Raw genomic sequence first — 22,299 nt, forward strand, 5'->3', positions numbered from 1 at the left:
CCTCCTGCTCACTGCCATCCACCGAAAGCCACCATGACCCTGCGCGAAGGCCCTGCCCACCTGGTGCGGCGCCACGACTACACCGCCCCTGCGTTTTTGATCGACTCGGTGGATCTGACGCTGGACCTCGACCCCGCCAAAACCCGCGTGCTCAACCGCATGCGCCTGCGCCGCAACCCCGCCGTGCCCGCGCAGCCGCTGCGCCTAGATGGCGTGGAGATCAACCTGGCGCGGGTGCTGCTCAACGGCAGCGGCTGCAGCTTTCGCATCGAAGGCGCGCAACTGGTACTGGAGCGCCTGCCCGAGGGCCCGGAGCCCTTCGATCTGGAGCTGTTTAGCACCTGCTCGCCCCAAAAAAACACCCAGCTCATGGGCCTTTACCTGAGCCAAGGCACCTTCTTCACCCAGTGCGAGGCCGAGGGCTTTAGGCGCATCAGCTACTTTTTGGACCGGCCCGACGTGATGGCGCGCTTTCGCGTCACCCTGCGCGCCGACCGGGCCGCCTACCCGGTGCTGCTCTCCAATGGCAACCTAGTCGAACAAGGCGATCTCGAGGGCGGGCGTCACTACGCGGTGTGGGACGACCCGCACCCCAAACCCAGCTACCTGTTCGCCCTGGTTGCGGGCAAGCTGGTGCAGCGCGAACAAAAAATCATCAGCCGCAGCGGGAAAGCACACACCCTGCAAATTTACGTGCGCCCCGGCGACCTCGACAAAACCGAGCACGCCATGAACGCGCTCATGGCCGCCATCGCCTGGGACGAGGCCCGTTTTGGCCTGCCGCTGGACTTGGAGCGCTTCATGATCGTCGCCACCAGCGACTTCAACATGGGCGCGATGGAGAACAAGGGCCTCAACATCTTCAACACCAAATACGTGCTGGCCAGCCCCGCCAGCGCCACCGATGCCGACTACGCCAACGTCGAGAGCGTGGTCGCGCACGAGTACCTGCACAACTGGAGCGGCAACCGCGTCACCTGCCGCGACTGGTTCCAGCTCAGCCTCAAAGAGGGGCTGACGGTGTTTCGCGACCAGGAGTTCAGCCAAGACATGGCCGGCAGCGTCTCGGCGCGCGCGGTCAAGCGCATCGAAGACGTGCGCCTGCTGCGCAGCAACCAGTTCGCCGAAGACGCCGGCCCCATGGCGCACCCGGTGCGCCCCGACCAATACGCCGAAATCAACAACTTCTACACCCTCACTGTCTATGAAAAAGGGGCCGAAGTGGTGCGCATGATGCAAACGCTGGTGAGCGATGCCGCCCTCGACCCACTCGGCCGCGCCGGCATGGCACGCGGCTTGCGTCTGTACTTCGAGCGCCACGACGGCCAAGCCGTGACCTGCGACGATTTCGCCCAGGCCATGGCCGACGCCAACCCCGGCAGCGCGCTGGCGCAGCAGCTCGACGCCTTCAAGCGCTGGTATGCCCAAGCCGGCACCCCGCGTGTGCAAGCCTGCACCGAGTACGACCCGGCCCTCGGCCACTACACCCTCAGCCTAAGCCAGCACTGCCCGCCCACGCCGGGGCAGCCGCACAAAGAGCCGTTCGTGATTCCGGTCACGCTCGGCCTGCTCGGCCCCGATGGCCGTGCCCTGCCCTTGCAGCTCGAAGGCGAGGGCCAAGCCGTGGCCGACAGCCGCACCCTGGTGCTGAGCGAGCCGCAGCAGCGCTGGGTTTTTACCGGGCTGGCCGGGCTGCAAAGCGCCCCCACGCCCTCGCTGCTGCGCGGCTTTAGCGCCCCAGTGATTTTGCAGGGTGATTTCGATGCCGCCCACTGGCTGGCCCTGCTGGCGCACGACAGCGACCCGTTCAACCGCTGGGAGGCCGGCCAGCAACTGCTGCTGCGCCAGATGCTGGCGGCGCTGCGCCAATCGGCCGAGAGCGACGGCACTATCCCGGCCACCGTGCTCGACGCCACCACCGTGCAGGCCCTGAGCGCCGTGCTGCGCCAGCCCGGGCTCGACCCGGCCTTCAAAGAACTGCTGCTCACCCTGCCCAGCGAAGCCTACTTGGCCGAGCAAGTGCAACAGGTTGACCCACCGCGCATCCACGCCGTGCGCCAGGCCGTGCGCAGCCAGCTCGCGCAGGCGCTGTATGTGGATTGGCTCTGGGCCTATGAAGCGCACCACGAACCCCGGGCGGCCTACCGGCCCGACCCGGCCTCCAGTGGCCGCCGCGCCTTGGCCGGTTTGGCGCTGGGCATGTTGTGCCTGGCCGCCCGCAGCAATGGCGATACGGTCTGGCCCGGCCGCGCCTACCAGCGCTGCAAAGACGCCGCCCACATGACCGAATTGCAGCAGGCGCTGCAAGCCCTGCTGCACAGCGGCCACGCGCTGGCCGAACCGGCGCTGGAGCGCATGCACCAGCGCTACCGGCACGACGAACTGGTGCTCGACAAATGGTTTGCCTTGCAAGCCAGCGCCCCCGACCAAAACGGCACGGTGCTGGCGCGCGTCAAGGCGCTGCTGCAACACCCCGACTTCAAGCTGCGCAACCCGAACCGCGCGCGCAGCCTGATCGGCACCTTTTGCCACGCCAACCCCGCCGCCCTGCACCGCCCCGACGGCGCCGGTTACGCCTTCTGGCGCGAGCGCGTGCTCGAAATCGACGCCTTCAACCCGCAAGTGGCGGCGCGGCTGGCGCGTGCGCTCGAGCGCTGGCAACCGCTGGTCGAGCCCTACCGCAGCGCCGCCCGCCAGGCCTTGGCCGACGTGGCACGCCACCCCGGCCTGAGCCCGGACGTACACGAAATCCTCACCCGCGCCTTGGCCTCGGATGCCTGAACGCGGGCTTAAACTCGCTTCCACAAAACCGACCGCCCAATCCAGAGCAAACAGCCCGCGCCATGAACCCACGCACCTCCCTCACCCGCTACCTGATCGAGCAACAGCGCGTCCACGGCCGCATCCCACCCGAGCTGCGGCTGCTGATCGAAGTGGTGGCGCGCGCCTGCAAGCGCATCGCCATCAGCGTCAACAAAGGCGCGCTGGGCGAGGTGCTGGGCAGTGCAGGCAGCGCCAACGTGCAAGGCGAGGTGCAAAAAAAGCTGGACCTGATCGCCAACGAGGTGCTGATCGAGGCCAACGAGTGGGGCGGCCACCTGGCGGCCATGGCCTCTGAAGAAATGGACGGCATCTACGCCGTCCCCAACCGCTACCCCCAGGGCGAGTACCTGCTGCTGTTCGACCCGCTCGACGGCTCCAGCAACATCGACGTCAACGTCAGCATCGGCACCATCTTTTCGGTGCTGCGCCGCCAAAACGACGACCCGCTGCGCATCGAGCCGGTGGCCGAGGCCGACTTTTTGCAAGCCGGCGCGCAGCAGGTTGCAGCCGGCTACTGCATCTACGGCCCGCAAACTACGCTGGTGCTCACGGTGGGCAACGGTGTCGCCATGTTCACGCTGGAGCGCGAGCAGGGTTCTTGGGTTTTGACGCAAGATGGGGTGCAGATACCAGAAGATACCAGCGAATTCGCCATCAACATGAGCAATATGCGGCATTGGGATGCGCCCGTGCGGCGCTACATCGACGACTGCCTGCAAGGCCGCGAAGGCCCGCGCGGCAAGGATTTCAACATGCGCTGGGTTGCGTCCATGGTGGCCGACGTGCACCGCATCCTTTCGCGCGGCGGCGTGTTTCTGTATCCATGGGACAAGCGCGAACCGCACAAGCCTGGCAAACTGCGCCTGCTCTACGAAGCCAACCCCATGGGCTGGATCGTCGAGCAAGCCGGCGGTGCCGCCAGCACCGGGCAGCAGCGCATCCTCGATGTGCAGCCGCACACCCTGCACCAGCGCGTGAGCGTGATCTTGGGCTCGCGCAACGAGGTCGAGCACATCGTGCGCTGCCACCAAGCATTCGCAGCGACTGCAACCCCTGCTTCGCCGAGCTCAGTTATTTCATAAAATCCCGGCCAAGGGCTTGCGCCTGTCTTGCCCCAGCAGCCATTCAATCGGAACGCCCCATGCCATTCTTTGCCCGCCCGCACTACCGCTCCGACACCACCCAATTTCTGGACTCGCTCAAAAGCCGCCAGCCCGAGCTGGAGGCTCTGCAGCGCCAAGGCCGTGCCTTGCTGTGGGACAAGCCGGTGGACCGCCCATTCTGGCATCAGGTCCAGGCTGCGAAAGTGGCCCAAAAGCCCTACGTGTATCAAACCGAGCCGACGCTGCGCTGAGTCTGCAGTCGCCGCCGCAGCCCTGCCCATCGGCCCTGCCGGGTCTGCGCACGCATGAACCCTTCGCCCAGTGGAGCGACTGCGCTGGCGCGGCTGTACGGCGAGCCGCTGTTTGAGCTACCGCCCGATCTCTACATCCCCCCCGAGGCGCTGGCGGTGTTCCTCGAGGCCTTCGAAGGGCCGCTGGATTTGCTGCTGTACCTGATTCGCAAGCAGCACTTCAACATCCTCGACATCCCGATGGCGCAGGTCACGCGCCAATACCTGAGCTACGTGGAGCAGGTGCGCGCGCACAATTTCGAACTGGCGGGCGACTACCTGCTCATGGCGGCGCTGCTGATCGAGATCAAATCGCGGCTGCTGCTGCCGCCCCAACGCAGCAGCCCCGAGGCCGAAGCCCAAGACCCACGCGCCGAACTGGTGCGCCGCTTGCTCGAATACGAGCAGATCAAACAGGCGGCGCAAAAAATCGATCAACTGCCGCAGCTCGGGCGCGACTTTTGGCTGGCGCAGGCCACCGCGCCTGTGGTTGGGCCACCGGCGCTGCCCTCCATCAGCCCCAGCGAGCTGGCGCAGGCGTGGAGCCGGCTGCTGCAACGCGCCCACTTGGTGCAACACCACCGCATCGATGGCCCGCGGCTGAGCGTGCGCGCCTTCATGAGCCAGATGCTGCGCCAGTTGCAGCGGCGCCGCTTCGCCGAATTTGGCGAGCTGCTCCAACCCGAGCACGGTTTGGCGGCGCTGATCGTGAGCTTCATCGCCCTGCTCGAACTGGCGCGCGAAGGGTTGATCGAGCTCACCCAGGCCAGCGCCTATGCGCCGATTTATGTGCGCCTAGGGCCCGCCACCGGGCTTGAAGCGCCCGATAATTCGGCCCACACACCATGAGCCAGACCCAACCCCCCACCTGCGCACCGACGCGTGCTTTTGATGTGCTGATCGTCGGCAGCGGCTTGGCTGGCTTGGCCACCGCGCTGCAGCTGCCCAGCCACCTGCGCATCGCCATCCTCACCAAGCGCACCATCGAGGACGGCTCCAGCGGCTGGGCCCAAGGCGGCATCGCCGCCGTGCAGGCCGACGACGACAGCTTCCAGGCCCACATCGACGACACCTTGGTCGCCGGAGCCGGTCTGTGCGACCCTGCCGCCACCCGCTACACGGTTGAAAACGCCCCCGCCGCCATCGCCTGGCTGCGCCAGATGGGCACCCGCTTCACCCTGCACGAGGGCGAGCTGCACCTGACGCGCGAAGGCGGCCACAGCCACCGGCGCATCGTGCACGCCGCCGATGCCACCGGCGCCGCCGTGCAGCAAACGCTGATCGAGCGCGTGCGCGCCGCCCCCAATGTCCAGGTGTTCGAGACCCACAACCTGGTCGATCTGATCCTGAGCGACCGCCACGCCCTGGCCCCGACCTGGCCCAGCCGGCGCTGCCTCGGGGCCTACGCCTTCGATGAGAGCGCCGACGAGGTGCAAGCCTTCGTGGCCCCGCACACCGTGCTGTGCACCGGTGGCGCGGGCAAGGTTTATCTCTACACCTCCAACCCCGACACCGCCACCGGCGACGGCATCGCCGCCGCTTGGCGCGCCGGCTGCCGCGTGGCCAACATGGAGTTCATCCAGTTCCACCCCACCTGCCTGTATCACCCCAAGGCCAAGAGCTTCCTCATTAGCGAGGCGGTGCGCGGCGAAGGCGGTCGCCTGCTGCTACCGGCCGCACTCGGCTCGCGCCGCTTCATGCCCGAGCACGACCCGCGCGCCGAACTGGCGCCGCGCGACGTGGTGGCGCGCGCCATCGATTTCGAGATGAAAAAACACGGCCTGGACTGCGTCTATCTCGACATCTCGCACCAAAGCCCGGCCTTTTTGCAAGAGCACTTTCCCACCATCCTGGCGCGCTGCGCCGAGCTGGGCATCGACATCACGCGCGAACCCATCCCGGTGGTGCCGGCGGCGCACTACACCTGCGGCGGCGTGCTCACCGACCTGCGCGCCCGCACCGACCTGAGCGGCCTGTACGTGGTCGGCGAAGCCAGTTGCACTGGCCTGCACGGGGCCAACCGGCTGGCCAGCAACTCGCTGCTGGAGTGCGTGGTGTTCGCGCGCGCCGCCGTGGCCGACATCGTGGCCCAAACGCCGTCGGCGCTGGCACCGGTGCGCCCGTGGGACACCAGCCGCGTCAGCGACGCCGACGAGCAGGTGGTGATCGCCCACAACTGGGACGAACTGCGCCGCTTCATGTGGGACTACGTCGGCATCGTGCGCACCGACAAGCGGCTCGAGCGCGCCGCGCACCGCATCGCGCTGTTGCGCGCCGAAATCCAGGAGTTTTACCGCAGCTTTCACCTCACGCGCGACCTGCTGGAGCTGCGCAACCTGGTCGAGGTGGCCGATTTGATTGTGCGCAGCGCGCAAGCGCGCCACGAAAGCCGCGGCCTTCACTACAGCCTAGACCACCCGCACTCCCTGGCCGAAGCGCGCCCGACGGTGCTGGACCCGGCAGCGCGCTCGCGCGCTTAAAGCCCGCCCCACCCTGCTCAGAGCGCCTGCGTAGGCACGTGGTGGCGCAGCGCGGTCTGGCGGTTCTGCGCATCCACAAACACCAGTTGCGGCTCGTGGCGCGCCACCTGGTCTTCGTGCACTTGGGCGTAGGCGGCGATGATCACCAAATCGCCCACCGCCGCCCGGCGCGCCGCCGAGCCGTTGAGCGAGATCATGCCGCTGCCGCGCTCGCCCTTGATGGCGTAGGTGACGAAGCGCTCGCCGTTGTTCACGTTCCAAATGTGGATCTGCTCGTTCTCGCACAAGTTGGCGGCTTCGAGCAGGTTTTCGTCGATGGCGCACGAGCCCTCGTAGTGCAGCTCGCAGTGGGTGACGGCGGCGCGGTGAATTTTTGATTTGAGCAGGGTGCGAAACATAGGACAGGACTCCGGGCGGCGCAAAGGCCGCACTACAGCACGGCACAAAGTAGCCGCAAAACCGGCGCGATTGTGACAGAAAGCGCGCCGCCTGGGGCAACGGCTCAGTCCACCCGCTGCAAGGGAATATAAACCTCGCCCCCGGCCCGCCGGAACGCCTGCGACTGCGCCTGCATGCCCTGCTCCAGCGCCTGCGTTTCGTCTATGCCCTGGGCGGCGGCGTAGTCGCGCACCTCCTGGGTGATTTTCATGCTGCAAAAATGCGGCCCGCACATGGAGCAAAAGTGCGCCACCTTGGCCGAATCCTTAGGCAGGGTTTCGTCGTGGAATTCGCGCGCTTTGTCCGGGTCCAGCCCGAGGTTGAACTGGTCCGCCCAGCGAAACTCGAAGCGCGCTTTGGAGAGCGCGTTGTCGCGTATCTGCGCTCCCGGGTGCCCCTTGGCCAAATCGGCGGCGTGGGCGGCCAGCTTGTAGGTGATGATGCCCTCTTTCACGTCCTGCTTGTTGGGCAGCCCCAGGTGCTCTTTGGGCGTGACGTAGCACAGCATGGCGGTGCCGTACCAGCCGATGGTCGCCGCCCCGATGCCGCTGGTGATGTGGTCGTAGCCGGGCGCGATGTCGGTGGTCAGTGGCCCGAGCGTGTAAAACGGCGCCTCGTGGCACTGCTCAAGCTGCAAATCCATGTTTGCTTTGATGAGTTGCATGGGCACATGGCCGGGCCCCTCGATCATCACCTGCACATCGTGCTTCCAGGCCACCTGCGTCAGCTCGCCCAGCGTGCGCAGCTCGCCCAGTTGGGCGGCGTCGTTGGCGTCGTAGATGCTGCCCGGGCGCAGGCCGTCGCCCAAGCTAAAGGCCACGTCGTAGGCCTTCATGATCTCGCAGATGTCCTCGAAATGGGTGTAGAGGAAGCTCTCGCGGTGGTGCGCCAGGCACCACTTGGCCATGATCGAGCCACCGCGGCTGACGATGCCGGTCAGGCGGTTGGCCGTGAGCGGCACGTAGCGCAGCAGCACCCCAGCGTGGATGGTGAAGTAATCCACCCCCTGCTCGGCCTGTTCGATCAGGGTGTCGCGGAAAATCTCCCAGCTCAGCTCCTCGGCCTTGCCGTTCACTTTTTCCAGCGCCTGGTAGATCGGCACCGTGCCGATGGGCACCGGGCTGTTGCGCACGATCCACTCGCGCGTTTCGTGGATGTGTTTGCCGGTGGACAAATCCATCACCGTGTCGCCGCCCCAGCGGATGGCCCAGGTCATTTTGTCCACTTCCTCGTTGATCGAGGAGCCCAGCGCCGAGTTGCCGATGTTGGCGTTGATCTTGACCAAGAAGTTGCGGCCAATGATCATGGGCTCGCTCTCCGGGTGGTTGAGGTTGGCCGGGATGATGGCGCGCCCGCGCGCGACTTCGCTGCGCACGAATTCGGGCGTGATTTCTTCGGGCAGGCTGGCCCCGAAATGCTGCCCTGGGTGCTGGCGCAGCAGCACCTCGGCCATGCGCTGGCCCGTGGGGCCGGCGGCGCGCAGGCTCTGCACGTAGTGCTGGCGGTTTAGGTTTTCACGGATGGCGACGAACTCCATCTCGGGCGTGATGATGCCGCGGCGCGCGTAGTGCATCTGCGTCACGTTGGCACCGGAGCGGGCGCGGCGCGGCTGGCGTTGCAGGCCCGGAAAGCGCAGCGCCGCGAGCTTGGGGTCGGCGGCGCGCTCGCGCCCAAAGGCGCTGCTCAGGCCGCCCAGTACCTCGGAGTCGGCGCGTTCCTCGATCCAGCGCTGGCGCAACGCCGGCAGACCGTGGCGGATGTCGACCGCCGCTGCCGCGTCGCCATAGGGGCCGGAGCAGTCGTACACAAAAATGGGCGGATTCGGCTCGGCCCCCAGACTGGCCGGGGTGTCGGACTGGCTGATCTCGCGCATCGGCACCTGCACATCAGGGCGCGAACCGGGCACGTAGATTTTGCGCGAATTGGGCAGCGGCGCGATGGCGGCTTGGTCCACTTGGGCGGCGCTGGCCAGAAAGGGTTCGGCGGGGGCGTTCATGGAAAAGGCGTTCTTTCTAAAGTTGTGCTCGCGCGCTATTATCGAAGGCTAGGGCCGGTGGCTGCCCGCTAGGGCTATTTGCCGCATGCCAATCGGCCCCCGGCTCTCAGGCCGCGCCCAGGTGCGGCACCAGCGCCCCGGCATCGTGACCGGCCCGTTGTGCTGCCGTGAAGGCCAGCATGCGCTCGATCGGCCGCCGTGCGCGCTCGATCAGGTCGACCGGCACCTCGATGGCGCCGCTGCCGCTTTGCAGCGCCTGCACCACCCCGGCCAGGCTGTTCATCGCCATCCAGGGGCAGTGGGCGCAGCTCTTGCAGGTGGCGCTGTTGCCCGCGGTGGGGGCTTCGATGAAGCGCTTGCCGGGGTTGAGCGTGCGCAGCTTGTGCAGCATGCCTGCGTCGGTGGCGACGATGAATTCGCTGGCCTCGAACTGCTGCGCCGCGCGCAAAATGGCGCTGGTCGAGCCCACCGCATGGGCCAGGGCCACCACGTCGGCCGGGCTTTCGGGGTGCACCAGCACCTTGGCCGCTGGGTGCTGGCGCATCAGCTCCTGCAACTCAAAAGCCTTGAACTCGTCGTGCACGATGCACGAGCCCTTCCACATCAGCATGTCGGCCCCGGTTTCGCGCTCAATGTAGGCGCCCAGGTGCTTGTCTGGCGCCCAGAGGATTTTGTGCCCGCGCTCCTTCAGCGTGCGCACGATGTCGAGGGCGCAGCTCGAAGTCACCAGCCAGTCGGCGCGCGCCTTCACGGCTGCGCTGGTGTTGGCATAGACCACCACCGTGCGCTCGGGGTGCTGGTCGCAAAAGGCCGCAAAGTCGTCGATCGGGCAGCCCAAGTCGAGCGAACAGGTGGCATCGAGGTCGGGCATGAGCACGGTTTTGTGCGGCGACAAAATTTTCGCCGTCTCGCCCATGAAGCGCACGCCGCTCACCAGCAGCGTTTGCGCTGCGTGCTCGCGCCCAAAACGCGCCATCTCCAGGCTGTCGCTCACCAGGCCGCCGGTCTCCTCGGCCAAATCTTGCAAATCCGGATGCACATAGTAGTGCGAGACCATGACTGCGTTGCGCTGGCGCAACAGGTGCCGGATTTGTGCCTTTAAGGCTTGGCGCTCATCTGGGGCGGGCTCGACCGGCACCCGGGCCCAAGCGTGGCGGGTGCTGCAAGCGGGTTGCTCGAAATCGACTGTGATGCGTGGATCCATAGGACCGACATTGTCCCTCAGAGCGCCGGCCTCGGCGCCGCTCATTTCTTCATACCATATAGGCGTTTTTTGCTCTCGCTGATGCGGTCGGCCTTGCGCTGCGCGTCTTCCTGCATCGCCAACCGCTTGGTGCGGCCCGACAGGTCGGACAACAACCACCACAGCGCCGCCAGCGCAAAGGGGCTCAGCACCCACCACCAGCTCCATTGCGCCACTGGATCGACCCCGGCCAGCTTCAAAACCAAGAAAATCAATCCCAAAATGAGAAAAGCCATTGCATGCTCCTGTAACGCGGCCCGTATCGATTGCAACCAGACGTAATTACACCATTTCAAAGGCGCAGTTGTCGCTAAAATCGTGTCCACAAGCCTTTCAATTCCCACCATACCCAGGAGTCAGCCATGAAACGCACCTTGTTTGCCCTTGCCGCCGCCACCTTGGTCACGCTGCCGGCCGTCACGGTTCCGGTCTTGGCCGATGAGGCCGTTTTCGCTCGCTCCAGCGGCTGCATGGCCTGCCACGCCGTCGATCGGCGCATGGTCGGCCCCTCGTTTCGTGACATTTCAGCCCGTTACGCCGGCCAAGCCGATGCCGTGGCGCGCATGACGGTCAAGATCCAACGCGGCGGCTCCGGCGTCTGGGGCCCGGTGCCGATGCCCGCCAACCCACGCCTGAGCGAAGCCGATGCGCGGCGCTTGGCGGTCTGGTCGCTAAGCCACCGCTAACCACCGCTGAGCGCTTTGCCCCGCCGCCGGCGGGATCAAAAGCCGTGCCAACAAAGTCAAGGGGCCCCGAAGGGCCCCTTTTGTTTACACCCGGCACCGGATGCGCGCACCGACAGGGGCGCCGCCATCCAAGGCAGCCGCCACCAGCCGGTTGCCGCGCATCGGCTGCCCCAGTGGCCTCAGTTGCTCTTGGACAACTGCTCCAGGATGTGCGGGTTTTCCAGCGTCGAGGTGTCTTGCGTCACCGCTTCGCCCTTGGCCAGCGAGCGCAGCAGGCGGCGCATGATCTTGCCCGAGCGCGTTTTGGGCAGGTTCTCGCCAAAACGGATTTCCTTGGGCTTGGCGATCGGGCCAATTTCTTTGGCCACCCAGTTGCGCAGCTCGGTGGCCAGCGCCTTGGCTTCGTCGCCGGTGGGCACCGGGCGCTTGAGCACCACGAAAGCCACGATGGCCTCGCCGGTAAGCTCGTCTGGGCGGCCCACCACGGCGGCTTCGGCCACCAAGTCGGTCTTGCCCACCAGCGCCGACTCGATCTCCATCGTGCCCATGCGGTGCCCCGAGACGTTGAGCACGTCGTCGATGCGGCCGGTGATGCGGAAATAGCCCCGGTCGATGCTGCGCACGGCCCCGTCGCCGGCCAGGTAGTAGCCTTTGAGTTCTTCTGGGAAGTAGCTCTTTTTGAAGCGCTGCGGATCGCCCCAGATGGTGCGGATCATCGAAGGCCAAGGCTTTTTGACCACCAGAATGCCGCCTTGGCCGTTGGGCACGTCGTTGCCCATTTCATCGACCACGGCGGTGATGATGCCCGGCAGCGCCAGCGTGCACGAACCCGGCACCAGCGGGGTGGCGCCCGGCAGCGGGGTGATCATGTGGCCGCCGGTCTCGGTCTGCCAGAAGGTGTCCACCACCGGGCAGCGCTCGCCGCCGATGTTGCGGTAGTACCACATCCAGGCTTCGGGGTTGATCGGCTCGCCCACCGAACCCAGAATGCGCAGGCTGGTGAGGTCCCAGTTTTTGGGGTGCACCTTGGCGTCGGTTTCGGCGGCCTTGATGAGCGAGCGGATCGCCGTGGGCGCGGTGTAGAAAATGGTGCAGCGGTGCTTCTCGATGGTCTGCCAGAAGCGGCCGGCGTGCGGGAAGGTGGGCACGCCTTCGAATACGATCTGCGTCGCGCCAGCCGCCAGCGGGCCGTAGGCGACGTAGCTGTGGCCGGTGACCCAACCGATGTCGGCGGTGCACCAGAACACATCGTTGTCCTTGAGGTCGAAGGTCCAGTCCATGGTCTGCTTGGCCCACAGCAGGTAGCCCGCGGTGCTGTGCTGCACGCCCTTGGGCTTGCCGGTGGAGCCCGAGGTGTAAAGGATGAACAGCGGGTGCTCGGCCCCCACCATGACCGGCGCGCATTCGCTGGACTGCGCGGCCATGACTTCGTGCATCAGCACATCGCGCCCGGCCACCATGTTGCAGGCGCTGGCGGTGCGCTGGAACACCACCACGTTTTTGATCGAATCGCAACCGCCCAAGGCCAGCCCCTCATCGACGATGGCTTTGAGCGGCAGCTCCTTGCCGCCGCGCATCTGGTAGTTGGCGGTGATCACGGCCACGGCACCGGCGTCTTGGATGCGCTCTTGCAGCGCCTTGGCCGAAAAGCCGCCGAACACCACGCTGTGCGTGGCCCCAATGCGCGCACAAGCCTGCATCGCCACCACGCCCTCGACGGTCATGGGCATATAAATCACGACGCGGTCGCCCTTTTGCACCCCCATGGCCTTGAGTGCATTGGCCAATTGGCTCACTTTGGCCAGCAGTTCTTTGTACGTGACTTTGGTCACGGCACCGTCGTCGGCCTCGAAGATGATGGCGGTTTTGTGCTCGGTCGGGGTGCCCATGTGGCGGTCGAGGCAGTTGGCCGAGGCGTTGAGCTCGCCGTCTTGGAACCACTTGTAAAAGGGCTTGTTGGACTCGTCGAGCACCTCGGTGAAGGGTTTGTGCCAGACCAAGCCTGCACGAGCCAAGCGGGCCCAGAAACCTTCGAAGTCCTGCTCGGCCTCGGCGCACAGGGCGTGGTAGGCATCCATTCCGCCAATGCGGGCGGCCGCCACCGTGGCGGCGTTGGGCTCAAACACCCGGTTTTCGACAAGGGTGGACTCGATGGCAGACGATGACTCAGGCATGGAAGGCTCCTCTGTTGGTGGTAAAAAACGACAACCGTTAACTGTGCGCATGCTCTCTGACGAGGCTCTTACACCCGACATCATCGCCAGAAAATGGCGGTCGCGCAAATTTTCTACACTAATTACACTCTGGGCTTGGATCAACTGTTTTTTTAGCGAGTTCCCACACCATGACCGCCATCCGCCAGCAAGACCTGATCGATTCGATCGCCGACGCCTTTCAGTACATCAGCTTCTACCACCCGCTGGACTACATCCAGGCGCTCGGGCGCGCGTGGGAGCGCGAGCAGGGGGCGGCGGCCAAGGATGCGATTGCGCAGATTTTGAGCAACTCGCGCCTGAGCGCCGAAGGGCACCGCCCGATCTGCCAGGACACCGGCATCGCCGTGGTATTCCTCAAAGTGGGCATGAAGGTGAGCTGGCCCGACGCCACCCTGAGCCTGCAACAAATGGTCGATGAGGGCGTGCGCCGCGCCTACCTGAACCCGGACAACCCGCTGCGCGCCTCGGTGTTGGCCGATCCGGCCGGCGCGCGCAAAAACACGCGCGACAACACGCCGGCGGTGGTGCATTTCGAGATCGTACCGGGCGACCAGGTCGAGGTGATCTGTGCCGCCAAGGGCGGCGGCTCCGAGAACAAAGCCAAGTTCGCTGCGCTCAACCCCTCGGATTCGATCGTGGACTGGGTGCTCAAAACCGTGCCCACCATGGGCGCGGGCTGGTGTCCGCCGGGCATACTGGGGCTGGGCATCGGCGGCACGCCCGAAAAAGCGCTGCTGCTGGCCAAAGAGTCGCTCATGGCCCCGGTGGACATGCACGAGCTGATCGAGCGCCAGCGCGCCGGGGCCTCGCTCACGCGCCTGGAAGCGCTGCGGCTGGAACTGTACGAGAAGGTGAATGCGCTCGGCATCGGGGCGCAGGGGCTGGGCGGGCTCACCACGGTGGTGGACGTGAAAATCCTCGACTACCCGACCCACGCCGCTTCGCTGCCGGTTGCCCTGATTCCCAACTGCGCCGCCACCCGGCACGTGCATTTTTACCTCGACGGCAACGGCCCGGCCCGGCTGGAGCCGCCCAAGCTGGCCGACTGGCCCGCCGTGAGCTGGAGCCCCGACCTGCAAACCGCCAAACGGGTGCAGCTCGACACCCTGAGCAAGGAAGAAGTGGCGAACTGGAAGGCGGGCGACAAGCTGCTGCTCAACGGCAAGATGCTCACCGGGCGCGACGCCGCGCACAAGCGCATCGCCGACCTGCTGGCCAAGGGCGAGCCGCTGCCGGTGGATTTTCGCAACCGCGTGATCTACTACGTGGGCCCGGTGGACCCGGTGCGCGACGAGGTGGTGGGCCCCGCCGGCCCGACCACCGCCACCCGCATGGACCCGTTCACGCGCATGATGCTGGAGCAGACCGGACTGATCGCCATGATCGGCAAGTCCGAGCGCGGCCCGGTGGCGGTGCAGGCGATTCAAGACAACCGCAGCGCCTACCTCATGGCAGTGGGCGGGGCCGCCTACCTGGTGGCCAAGGCGATCAAATCGGCCAAGGTGGTGGGCTTTGCCGACCTCGGCATGGAAGCCATCTACGAGTTCGAGGTGCAAGACATGCCGGTCACGGTGGCCGTTGACTCAAACGGGAACAACGTACACGAAAGCGGCCCGGCCGAATGGCGCCAGCGCATCGCCAGCGGCGAATTCAAGGGCATTGCGCTGGCGGTGGGCTGACCTTGCGGCGGCGGCCCTGGGCCCTTGTGGGCCTAGGCAGCGCGGCGGCTAGTGCAGATGGCGCGGCTTGCGCGGCCCGCCATGTCCGCCGCTGGGGCCGGAGCCGCGTGGCGGGCGGCCCAGTTGCATCGAGCTCACCAGCGAGTCGAAGCGGCTGCCAAACAGACGGTCGATAGCAGCCACCACATCGCCCAACTCGGAGGCGTCGAAGTGGCGCTCCATCAGGTTGACCACGTCTTGCACCAGCAAATCGCGCTGCACCTGCATGATCGCCGCCGGTGTCGGGCCGACGAAGCACAGCACGAAATCATCGCGCGCTTCTTCGTCTTCGGGGGCGTCTTCTTCATCGAACTCAATGTCGTAAAACGAGACTTCGAGCGCGGCACCAGTGGCGGCGATTTCGTTGAGGCCCATGCAGGCTTCGTCGATGGCGAGGCGAAAATCTTCGTCGCCTTCGAGGGTCCAGCAAATCTGCAACATGCGCTCTTTGGCCTCGAAGCGGATGCCGGGCTCTTCTTCGTACTGGCTGGCCGCGGCGTCAACCAGCGAGCGCGCGCCCACGTATTTCCACAAGGGCTTGAGCGCGTCTTGAATCTGCGGGTAGTCCACCTCTTCGCGCAGGGGCACGTCGCCGTGCACGTGAATCTCAAAAGGGGGGTGTTGTTGACTCATGGTCTTGCTCGCAAAAATAATGGGCACTTGAAAAACCAGCCCCTCATATCAGGGCTAGATTGTATGCCCTGCTATGCGTGGGCGTCCACTGGCTCAAGGCCGGTTTTGGCACCACACATCCTGTCGCGTATTGACATCGGCTACACATGCGGTGATAATCTGCGTATCTGTTGTGTATGCACCAATAGGAGCCGCCCATGCGTGACGCCGCCATCAACCTGCGGGCCCTGCCCGAACAGCGCAATCTGATCGATCACGCTGCCAGCCTGCTCGGCAAGAGCCGTTCGGACTTCATGCTCGAAGCGGCCTGCGACCGCGCTCAGGCCGTGGTGCTGGATCGGGTCTTTTTCAGCCTCGATGCCGACAAGTTCCAGCAGTTCACGGCCATGCTCGATGCGCCCCCAGGCCCGAATCCCGGGCTGGAACGCCTCATGGCGGTCAAGGCGCCTTGGGGCAGCGGCGCCGCATGAGTTTGCAACTCAGTGCGCCGCAGCCACTGGCCACGGCCCATCGGCTGGATGGCTTTGCTTGTGGCGAAGCGACATTGGACGAATGGCTCAAGCGCCGCGCTCTGTCCAACCAGTTGGGTGGAGCCAGCCGTACCTTCGTCGTGGCCGATGCCGCGCAATGCGTATTCGGCTACTACGCGATGGCGGCGGGCGCGGTCTCGCACCAGGCCGCCACCAGCGCCGTGCGCCGCAACATGCCAGATCCGGTTCCGGTGATGGTTCTGGCCCGACTGGCCGTTGACCATCGGGCCCAAGGCCTCAAGCTTGGAGCATCCTTGCTGCAAGACGCCGTGCATCGGGCGGTGGCGGTTTCGCACAACTCCGGTGTTCGGGCCCTGCTGGTGCACGCCCTACACGAGCGCGCCAAGACGTTCTACGAACACTGCGGTTTTCAGGCATCGCCGCTCCATTCGATGACGCTGATGTTGCGCTTGCACTCCGTCAAGGCTTGATCGGGCCTGCAGCCCATAACCAATAAGGAATGAATGTGGGCGAATTAGCCAGACTTGGCAGCCACATTCCATTGAGGCCGGTACGGCCTGCGCCAAAGAAAAGCTGGAGCCCTGCTGATGAGCAAACAAAAACTCGAACTCACCTGGATCGGCAAGGAAAAGCGGCCCAAGCTGGAGCCGCGCATTTTGCTCGAAGACCCGGAAAAGTCTTACCACGCCAAACACCGGGTGTCGGACAAGGACATCTTTGACAATCGACTGATCTTTGGTGACAACCTGCTCGCGTTGAAGGCACTTGAACAGGAATTCACGGGCAAAGTGAAATGCGTGTTCATCGATCCGCCGTATAACACCGGTAGCGCATTTACGCATTACGACGATGGGTTGGAGCATTCGATTTGGCTCGGATTGATGCGGGATCGGCTGGAACTAATTCATCGCCTGTTGGCCGAGGACGGCTCGCTATGGATCACGATTGATGACAATGAAGCTCACTACTTGAAGGTTTTGTGTGACGAGGTGTTTGGGCGACGAAATTTTGTTGCCAATGTGGTTTGGCAGAAAAAATATTCGGTTTCCAGTGATGCCAAGGGCATTCCTCCCTCTCATGACCATATTTTGGTATTTTCAAAAAGTGGGGCCATGACGCGAAATATATTGCCTCGTTCCGAAAAGCAAAATGACCTCTATAAGTATAATGATCATGACGGACGTGGCCCCTGGCGAACGGACAACTTGAGCGTAAAAACAATATCTCAAGCGTATCTATATGAAATTACCAATCCTAAAACAGGTATTTCATACGCGCCACCTACAGGTCGAGCGTGGATGACCAGTCAAGACAGGATGCAAGTGCTGGTTGATGAACGACGTGTTTTTTTTGGGCGGGGCGGGAACGGTGCTCCGCAATTGAAACGATATCTTTCAGAGGTTCAACAAGGGGTCGTACCAACAACTTGGTGGACATTTGACGAAACGGGGCACAACGATGAATCTCGTAAAGAGCAAAAAATCTTGATTCCAAGCGATCCGTTTGCAACACCCAAGCCTGAGCGTCTTCTTCATCGCGTTCTAAGCATCGCAACTAACCCCGGCGACCTCGTTCTCGACTCCTTCGCTGGCTCCGGCACCACCGGCGCAGTCGCCCACAAAATGGGCCGCCGCTGGATCATGATTGAACTCGGTGAGCATTGCCATACGCACATCATCCCACGTCTGCAAAAAGTCATCAATGGCGAAGACAAAGGCGGCATCACGGAAAGCGTTGGATGGCAAGGCGGCGGCGGCTTTCGGTACTACCATCTGGCACCCAGCCTGATCGTCAACGACCGCTGGGGCAATCCGGTCATCAATCCGGAATACAACGCGACCCACCTTGCAGAAGCGCTTTGCAAGCTGGAGGGCTTTACCTACGCACCTTCAGAGGTCATTTGGTGGCAGCACGGCCACTCCAGCGAACGCGACTTCATCTACGTGACCACGCAGAACCTGTCCGCAGAGCAATTGCAAGCGCTCTCCGACGAGGTCGGCAGCGACCAAAGCCTGCTCGTGTGCTGTGCCGCCTTCCACGGTGTCACGGCAGCCCAGGCGTCGGAGCGCTGGCCGAACCTGACGCTCAAGAAGATTCCCAAGATGGTGCTGGCCCGCTGCGAATGGGGCCACGACGACTACAGCCTGAATGTGGCCAATCTGCCGATGGCAAAACCTGAAGCCGCGGACAAGGTGCCCGCGCGTGACCCGCGCGGGAATGCCCGGACCCTTGATTTGTTTGGTGGCACGGGCGGTGAGGTGGCGCAATGAACAACAAGCCCCAGCCCACTGTTGGGCCAAGTGAATTCCTGCTGTATCAGACCGAAGATGCCCAGACGCGGGTTCAGTTGCGGCTCCATGGCGAGACGGTTTGGATGACACAAAAGCAATTGGCCGATCTGTATCAGGTGAGCGTGCCGACCGTCAATGGTCATTTGCGCGTGCTGTTTCAGGATGCGGAGTTGCCGGCAGATCGAACTATTCGGAAATTCCGAATAGTTGCCCGCGAAGGCACACGGGATGTGGAACGGCTGGTGGATCACTACAACCTCGAAGTGATCCTGCAACTGGGTTACCGGGTGCGTTCGCACCGCGGGGCGCAGTTCCGCCGGTGGGTCACGGAACAACTGCGCAGCTATCTGGAACAGGGTTTCTTGCTGGATGACGAGCGCTTCAAGGGCGGGCAAGACAGTGCCTATTTCGACGCGCTGCTGGAGCGGATCCGCGACATTCGCTCATCCGAAAAAATATTTTGGCGCAAGGTGCTGGACATTTACGCCACCAGCATCGACTACGACCCGAACACGGAAACATCGAAGCAGTTCTTTGCCACAGTGCAAAACAAGATGCATTGGGCGGCGCATGGACACACGGCCGCAGAGCTGATCGTACTGCGCGCCGATGCGCAGGCACCGCAGATGGGCTTGACCAGTTGGCAAGCGCAGGGCAGGGGTGGGCCGCCGCGCATGACGGATGCGGCGATTGCCAAGAACTACCTGAACGCCCAAGAATTGGATACGCTCAACCGCATCGTCACAGCCTATCTTGAGGTGGCCGAGTTGCAGGCGAGTGCGCAACAGGCCATGACCATGCGGGACTGGGCTGTGGAGTTGGACCATTTTTTGCGCATGACGCGCCAGGACATTCTGACCCATGCGGGCAAGGTCTCGGCGGATGCGGCTCTGGCTAGGGCGCAGGCAGTGTATGAGCAGCACCAGCAGCACATGCGCACGTTGCCGTCGAAAGTGGAACAAGACTTTGAGGCAGCCATTGCCAAGCCGCTGAAGCAGATTCAGCAGAGCAAAAGCGCCTTACCACGAAAAGCAGGGGGGAACCAATGAACGCACGCGTACAAAACCACGTGACCGGGCGCCTGTCGTTGCGCCCGCCGCAGGCCGAGTCGTTGGCAAAGCTGGTGCGCGCCATCGAAGCCGCGCCCAATTTGCTCGGCCACGCCCAGGATGTGCCATCCATCCTGGCTACCCTCAAGGCAGAATTTCCGACCTTGCAAGACTTCGAGCGCGAGTTTCCCTCCTTGTGCTTCGCGCTTGCCACCGGTGTTGGCAAAACCCGCCTGATGGGCGCCTTCATCGCCTACCTGCATCTGGCGCACGGCATCAACAACTTCTTTGTGCTGGCCCCGAACCTGACGATCTACAACAAGCTGATCGCCGACTTCACGCGCAACACGCCCAAGTACGTTTTCAAGGGGATCGCCGAGTTCGCACAACAGCCCCCGCTGATCATCACTGGCGACAACTACGACCAAACCGGCGCGGTGGTGCAGGATCAGACGGTGGGCTTTGCCCACGATGTGCGCATCAACATCTTCAACATCTCCAAGATCAACTCCGAGGTGCGTGGCGGCAAGGAGCCGCGCATCAAGCGGATGAAGGAAGTGCTGGGTGACAGCTACTTCAACCATCTGGCCAACTTGCCCGACCTGGTGCTGCTGATGGACGAGTCGCACCGCTATCGCGCCAGCGCGGGGGTGCGCTCCATCAATGAGCTCAAGCCGCTGTTCGGCCTGGAGCTGACGGCGACACCGTTCGTGGAATCCAATCGCGGCCCGGTGCCGTTCAAAAACGTGGTGATGGACTACCCGTTGGCACGAGCGATGGAAGACGGCTTCGTCAAAGAGCCCGCTGCCGTGACCCAGCGCAACTTCGACGCCAAGGCGCACACGCCCGAAGAGATCGAAAAGGTCAAACTGGAGGACGGCGTGCGCCTGCACGAAACCACCAAGGTGGAACTGCTGACCTACGCCCGCCAAAACAGTGGAAGCGGCGGCGTGAAGGTGGTAAAGCCGTTCATGCTGGTGATTGCGCGCGACACCACCCACGCCGGGCAACTGTTGGCGCTTCTGGAATCAGAGGCCTTCTTTGATGCGCGCTATCGGGGCAAGGTGATCCAGGTTGACTCCAGCCGCACCGGCGCGGAAGAAGAAGAGATGATCACGCGCCTGCTCGCAGTGGAAAGCGTGGACGAGCCGACCGAGATCGTGATTCACGTCAACATGCTCAAAGAGGGCTGGGACGTGACCAACCTCTACACCATCGTGCCCTTGCGTGCGGCCAATGCGCGCACGCTGATTGAGCAGTCCATTGGCCGTGGGCTGCGGCTGCCCTATGGCAAACGGACCGGCGTGGCAGCGGTTGATCGCCTCAACATCGTCGCGCACGATAGGTTTCAGGAAATCATCGACGAAGCCAACCGGGGCGATTCACCGATCAGGCTGCAACAGGTGATTCTCGAAGCACCGAGCGCCGACGACAAGAAGGTGAGCGTCCAAGTCGGCTCGGGTGCGATGACGCGGCTGGGGCTTGCCGATGCGCCCATTGTCATGATGCAAGCGGCCAGCGCCCCGACCCACGCGGGCACGGCCCCGGCCAGCCCCCACTGGTCAAATTCACCCGTGCCCGTATTCGCTACGGAGCGCGAGCGCCAAGCCGCTCGCGTTGTGATGGAGGTCATCGGCCAGTACGAGGTCAAGCGCGATCTCGTCCCGACCAGCGGCGCACTGCTCAACGCAGAAGTGCAGGCGGCCATATTGGCTGAGGTGACCGAGCGCCTCAAGCCTGCCCAAGGTGAGCTGCTGGCGGGTGCCGACGACGGCATGCCTGCGCTCGACCTCTCGGCCGTGGTGGCCAAGACCACCGAGATCGTCGTCCAGCAAACCATCGACATTCCCCGCATTGCAGTGGTGCCAAGCGGCGAGGTCAGCACGGGCTTTCACCCGTTCAAGCTCGACGTCGCTCGGTTGCATCTTCAGCCCGGCGAGCGCGAGATCATCATTCACAACCTGCACACCAACGAGCAGGATACGCTGGGGTCGGAAGTCGGCCTCGAAGCGCAGCGGCTGGAGGACTGCCTCGTCCACGCGCTGGTGGACTTCGACGACATCGACTACTTCACGCACGCCGATCTGCTCTATGAGCTCTCTGGGCAGATGGTGCAGCACCTGTTGGGCTACCTATCGGAGGCGGATGCCAGAAACGTGCTGGATCGGGATCGCCGCCTGATCGCTCGTGAAATTCACGCGCAGATGATGGCGCACTTCTGGGAGGAAGCGACCGAGTACGAGGTGCAGGTCAGCCGTGGTTTCACGGAGCTGAAAACCTGCAACTACACGGCCAGCGCAGGTCAGGCGGCGCACCACTTTCGGGAAACCGTTACCGAGCTGGGCCGGATCAAACAGATGCTGTTCGGGGGCTTCGCACGCTGTCTCTACCCGTTGCAGAGGTTCGACTCCGACACGGAACGTCGCTTCGCTGTCATCCTGGAGCGCGACGCGTCGAAGTGGTTCAAGCCTGCCAAGGGCCAGTTCCAGATTTACTACAAGCTGGGCACGGAGCAGCCGGAGTACATCCCCGACTTCGTGGCGGAAACGGACTCGATCATCTTCATGGTGGAAACCAAGGCCAGAGCCGACCTAGATACCCAAGAGGTTCAGGCGAAAGCTGCGGCGGCTGCGCGCTGGTGCCAGCATGCTTCGGATCACGCGGCCACAGTCGGCACCAAACCGTGGCGGTACTTGCTGGTGCCGCACGACGAGATCGCCGAATCCAAGCGGCTCACCGACTTTTTGCGCTTCGAAGTGCAGAACTGAGGCAAAGAACAGCACACCCTGAACGCGCTGTGTGCATCTCATCGCGGCTCGCCGCGTCGCGGCCAAAGCTTGCT

The 22,299-nt window shown here is 64.0% G+C and carries 18 protein-coding genes; 12 read left to right on the top strand and 6 right to left on the bottom strand.

Features of this window, described 5'->3' with window-relative positions; genetic code table 11:
- Positions 1–33 precede the first annotated feature (33 nt).
- The 5 genes from pepN (at position 34) to nadB (ending at position 6,696) form a co-directional block, all read left to right on the top strand.
- Positions 34–2,781 (top strand): aminopeptidase N, encoded by a 2,748-nt coding sequence (pepN, locus tag SRAA_RS05830; RefSeq protein WP_045531430.1) that lies wholly within the window; start codon positions 34–36, stop codon positions 2,779–2,781.
- Positions 2,782–2,843: 62 nt separating this feature from the next.
- Positions 2,844–3,905 carry a class 1 fructose-bisphosphatase gene (locus SRAA_RS05835; RefSeq protein ID WP_045531431.1) on the top strand — a complete coding sequence of 354 codons (1,062 nt, stop codon included), beginning with the start codon at positions 2,844–2,846 and terminating at the stop codon, positions 3,903–3,905.
- 59 nt (positions 3,906–3,964) lie between these two features.
- Positions 3,965–4,177, top strand: coding sequence for a DUF3460 family protein (locus SRAA_RS05840; RefSeq protein ID WP_045531432.1), 213 nt, complete (start codon positions 3,965–3,967; stop codon positions 4,175–4,177).
- A 54-nt stretch (positions 4,178–4,231) separates the two neighbouring features.
- The gene (locus tag SRAA_RS05845; RefSeq protein WP_045531433.1) at positions 4,232–5,065 is read left to right on the top strand and encodes a segregation and condensation protein A; all 834 of its coding nucleotides are present in this window, start codon (positions 4,232–4,234) and stop codon (positions 5,063–5,065) included.
- Positions 5,062–6,696: an L-aspartate oxidase gene (gene nadB, locus SRAA_RS05850; RefSeq protein ID WP_045531434.1), complete on the top strand. Its 1,635-nt coding sequence runs from the start codon at positions 5,062–5,064 to the stop codon at positions 6,694–6,696. The genes SRAA_RS05845 and nadB overlap by 4 nt, the downstream gene beginning before the upstream one ends.
- 17 nt (positions 6,697–6,713) lie before the next feature.
- On the opposite strand, the gene panD is transcribed toward nadB, so the two are convergent.
- The 4 genes from panD to SRAA_RS05870 form a co-directional block, all read right to left on the bottom strand.
- Entirely contained in the window at positions 6,714–7,094 is a 381-nt protein-coding gene (panD, locus tag SRAA_RS05855; RefSeq protein ID WP_045531435.1) for an aspartate 1-decarboxylase, read from the bottom strand.
- Between the two features lie 104 nt (positions 7,095–7,198).
- Positions 7,199–9,130: a phosphomethylpyrimidine synthase ThiC gene (gene thiC / locus SRAA_RS05860; RefSeq protein ID WP_045531436.1), complete on the bottom strand. Its 1,932-nt coding sequence runs from the start codon at positions 9,128–9,130 to the stop codon at positions 7,199–7,201.
- Between the two features lie 106 nt (positions 9,131–9,236).
- The gene (nadA, locus tag SRAA_RS05865) at positions 9,237–10,334 is read right to left on the bottom strand and encodes a quinolinate synthase NadA (RefSeq protein ID WP_045531437.1); all 1,098 of its coding nucleotides are present in this window, start codon (positions 10,332–10,334) and stop codon (positions 9,237–9,239) included.
- A gap of 41 nt (positions 10,335–10,375) precedes the next feature.
- Positions 10,376–10,609, bottom strand: coding sequence for a TIGR04438 family Trp-rich protein (locus tag SRAA_RS05870; protein WP_045531438.1), 234 nt, complete (start codon positions 10,607–10,609; stop codon positions 10,376–10,378).
- Between the two features lie 126 nt (positions 10,610–10,735).
- Here SRAA_RS05870 and SRAA_RS05875 point away from each other — a divergent pair, with 126 nt between their 5' ends.
- Positions 10,736–11,059 carry a c-type cytochrome gene (locus SRAA_RS05875; protein WP_045531439.1) on the top strand — a complete coding sequence of 108 codons (324 nt, stop codon included), beginning with the start codon at positions 10,736–10,738 and terminating at the stop codon, positions 11,057–11,059.
- A 179-nt stretch (positions 11,060–11,238) separates the two neighbouring features.
- Here SRAA_RS05875 and acs read toward each other — a convergent pair whose 3' ends face one another.
- A complete protein-coding gene (acs, locus tag SRAA_RS05880; protein ID WP_045531440.1) occupies positions 11,239–13,233 on the bottom strand; it encodes an acetate--CoA ligase in 1,995 nt (664 codons plus the stop codon).
- Between the two features lie 170 nt (positions 13,234–13,403).
- Between acs and SRAA_RS05885 the strand changes: the two genes are divergently transcribed.
- Positions 13,404–14,954 (top strand): fumarate hydratase, encoded by a 1,551-nt coding sequence (locus SRAA_RS05885; protein WP_045531441.1) that lies wholly within the window; start codon positions 13,404–13,406, stop codon positions 14,952–14,954.
- A 48-nt stretch (positions 14,955–15,002) separates the two neighbouring features.
- Here SRAA_RS05885 and SRAA_RS05890 read toward each other — a convergent pair whose 3' ends face one another.
- Positions 15,003–15,626 carry a DUF6806 family protein gene (locus SRAA_RS05890; protein WP_045531442.1) on the bottom strand — a complete coding sequence of 208 codons (624 nt, stop codon included), beginning with the start codon at positions 15,624–15,626 and terminating at the stop codon, positions 15,003–15,005.
- Between the two features lie 197 nt (positions 15,627–15,823).
- Between SRAA_RS05890 and SRAA_RS05895 the strand changes: the two genes are divergently transcribed.
- The 5 genes from SRAA_RS05895 to SRAA_RS05915 all read left to right on the top strand — a co-directional run bounded on the left by SRAA_RS05895 (position 15,824) and on the right by SRAA_RS05915 (position 22,225).
- Positions 15,824–16,096, top strand: a complete 273-nt coding sequence (locus tag SRAA_RS05895) for a type II toxin-antitoxin system TacA family antitoxin (RefSeq protein ID WP_045531443.1) — start codon at positions 15,824–15,826, stop codon at positions 16,094–16,096.
- Positions 16,093–16,587 carry a GNAT family N-acetyltransferase gene (locus tag SRAA_RS05900; RefSeq protein ID WP_045531444.1) on the top strand — a complete coding sequence of 165 codons (495 nt, stop codon included), beginning with the start codon at positions 16,093–16,095 and terminating at the stop codon, positions 16,585–16,587. The genes SRAA_RS05895 and SRAA_RS05900 overlap by 4 nt, the downstream gene beginning before the upstream one ends.
- A 117-nt stretch (positions 16,588–16,704) precedes the next feature.
- Positions 16,705–18,387 (top strand): site-specific DNA-methyltransferase, encoded by a 1,683-nt coding sequence (locus tag SRAA_RS05905; RefSeq protein ID WP_045531445.1) that lies wholly within the window; start codon positions 16,705–16,707, stop codon positions 18,385–18,387.
- On the top strand, positions 18,384–19,457 hold the full coding sequence (locus SRAA_RS05910) for a virulence RhuM family protein (RefSeq protein WP_045531446.1): 1,074 nt from the start codon (positions 18,384–18,386) through the stop codon (positions 19,455–19,457). The genes SRAA_RS05905 and SRAA_RS05910 overlap by 4 nt, the downstream gene beginning before the upstream one ends.
- The gene (locus tag SRAA_RS05915; protein ID WP_045531447.1) at positions 19,454–22,225 is read left to right on the top strand and encodes a DEAD/DEAH box helicase family protein; all 2,772 of its coding nucleotides are present in this window, start codon (positions 19,454–19,456) and stop codon (positions 22,223–22,225) included. Before SRAA_RS05910 ends, SRAA_RS05915 begins: the two co-directional genes overlap by 4 nt.
- Positions 22,226–22,299: the final 74 nt, after the last annotated feature.

The organism is Serpentinimonas raichei, from assembly GCF_000828895.1.
GTDB classification, from domain to species: domain Bacteria; phylum Pseudomonadota; class Gammaproteobacteria; order Burkholderiales; family Burkholderiaceae_C; genus Serpentinimonas; species Serpentinimonas raichei.

Bases quoted from the DNA above. Each gene is read 5' to 3' on its own strand.
- pepN (WP_045531430.1), top strand. From the start codon at position 34: ATGACCCTGCGCGAAGGCCCTGCCCACCTGGTGCGGCGCCACGACTAC.
- SRAA_RS05835 (WP_045531431.1), top strand. From the start codon at position 2,844: ATGAACCCACGCACCTCCCTCACCCGCTACCTGATCGAGCAACAGCGC.
- SRAA_RS05840 (WP_045531432.1), top strand. From the start codon at position 3,965: ATGCCATTCTTTGCCCGCCCGCACTACCGCTCCGACACCACCCAATTT.
- SRAA_RS05845 (WP_045531433.1), top strand. From the start codon at position 4,232: ATGAACCCTTCGCCCAGTGGAGCGACTGCGCTGGCGCGGCTGTACGGC.
- nadB (WP_045531434.1), top strand. From the start codon at position 5,062: ATGAGCCAGACCCAACCCCCCACCTGCGCACCGACGCGTGCTTTTGAT.
- panD (WP_045531435.1), bottom strand. From the start codon at position 7,094: ATGTTTCGCACCCTGCTCAAATCAAAAATTCACCGCGCCGCCGTCACC.
- thiC (WP_045531436.1), bottom strand. From the start codon at position 9,130: ATGAACGCCCCCGCCGAACCCTTTCTGGCCAGCGCCGCCCAAGTGGAC.
- nadA (WP_045531437.1), bottom strand. From the start codon at position 10,334: ATGGATCCACGCATCACAGTCGATTTCGAGCAACCCGCTTGCAGCACC.
- SRAA_RS05870 (WP_045531438.1), bottom strand. From the start codon at position 10,609: ATGGCTTTTCTCATTTTGGGATTGATTTTCTTGGTTTTGAAGCTGGCC.
- SRAA_RS05875 (WP_045531439.1), top strand. From the start codon at position 10,736: ATGAAACGCACCTTGTTTGCCCTTGCCGCCGCCACCTTGGTCACGCTG.
- acs (WP_045531440.1), bottom strand. From the start codon at position 13,233: ATGCCTGAGTCATCGTCTGCCATCGAGTCCACCCTTGTCGAAAACCGG.
- SRAA_RS05885 (WP_045531441.1), top strand. From the start codon at position 13,404: ATGACCGCCATCCGCCAGCAAGACCTGATCGATTCGATCGCCGACGCC.
- SRAA_RS05890 (WP_045531442.1), bottom strand. From the start codon at position 15,626: ATGAGTCAACAACACCCCCCTTTTGAGATTCACGTGCACGGCGACGTG.
- SRAA_RS05895 (WP_045531443.1), top strand. From the start codon at position 15,824: ATGCGTGACGCCGCCATCAACCTGCGGGCCCTGCCCGAACAGCGCAAT.
- SRAA_RS05900 (WP_045531444.1), top strand. From the start codon at position 16,093: ATGAGTTTGCAACTCAGTGCGCCGCAGCCACTGGCCACGGCCCATCGG.
- SRAA_RS05905 (WP_045531445.1), top strand. From the start codon at position 16,705: ATGAGCAAACAAAAACTCGAACTCACCTGGATCGGCAAGGAAAAGCGG.
- SRAA_RS05910 (WP_045531446.1), top strand. From the start codon at position 18,384: ATGAACAACAAGCCCCAGCCCACTGTTGGGCCAAGTGAATTCCTGCTG.
- SRAA_RS05915 (WP_045531447.1), top strand. From the start codon at position 19,454: ATGAACGCACGCGTACAAAACCACGTGACCGGGCGCCTGTCGTTGCGC.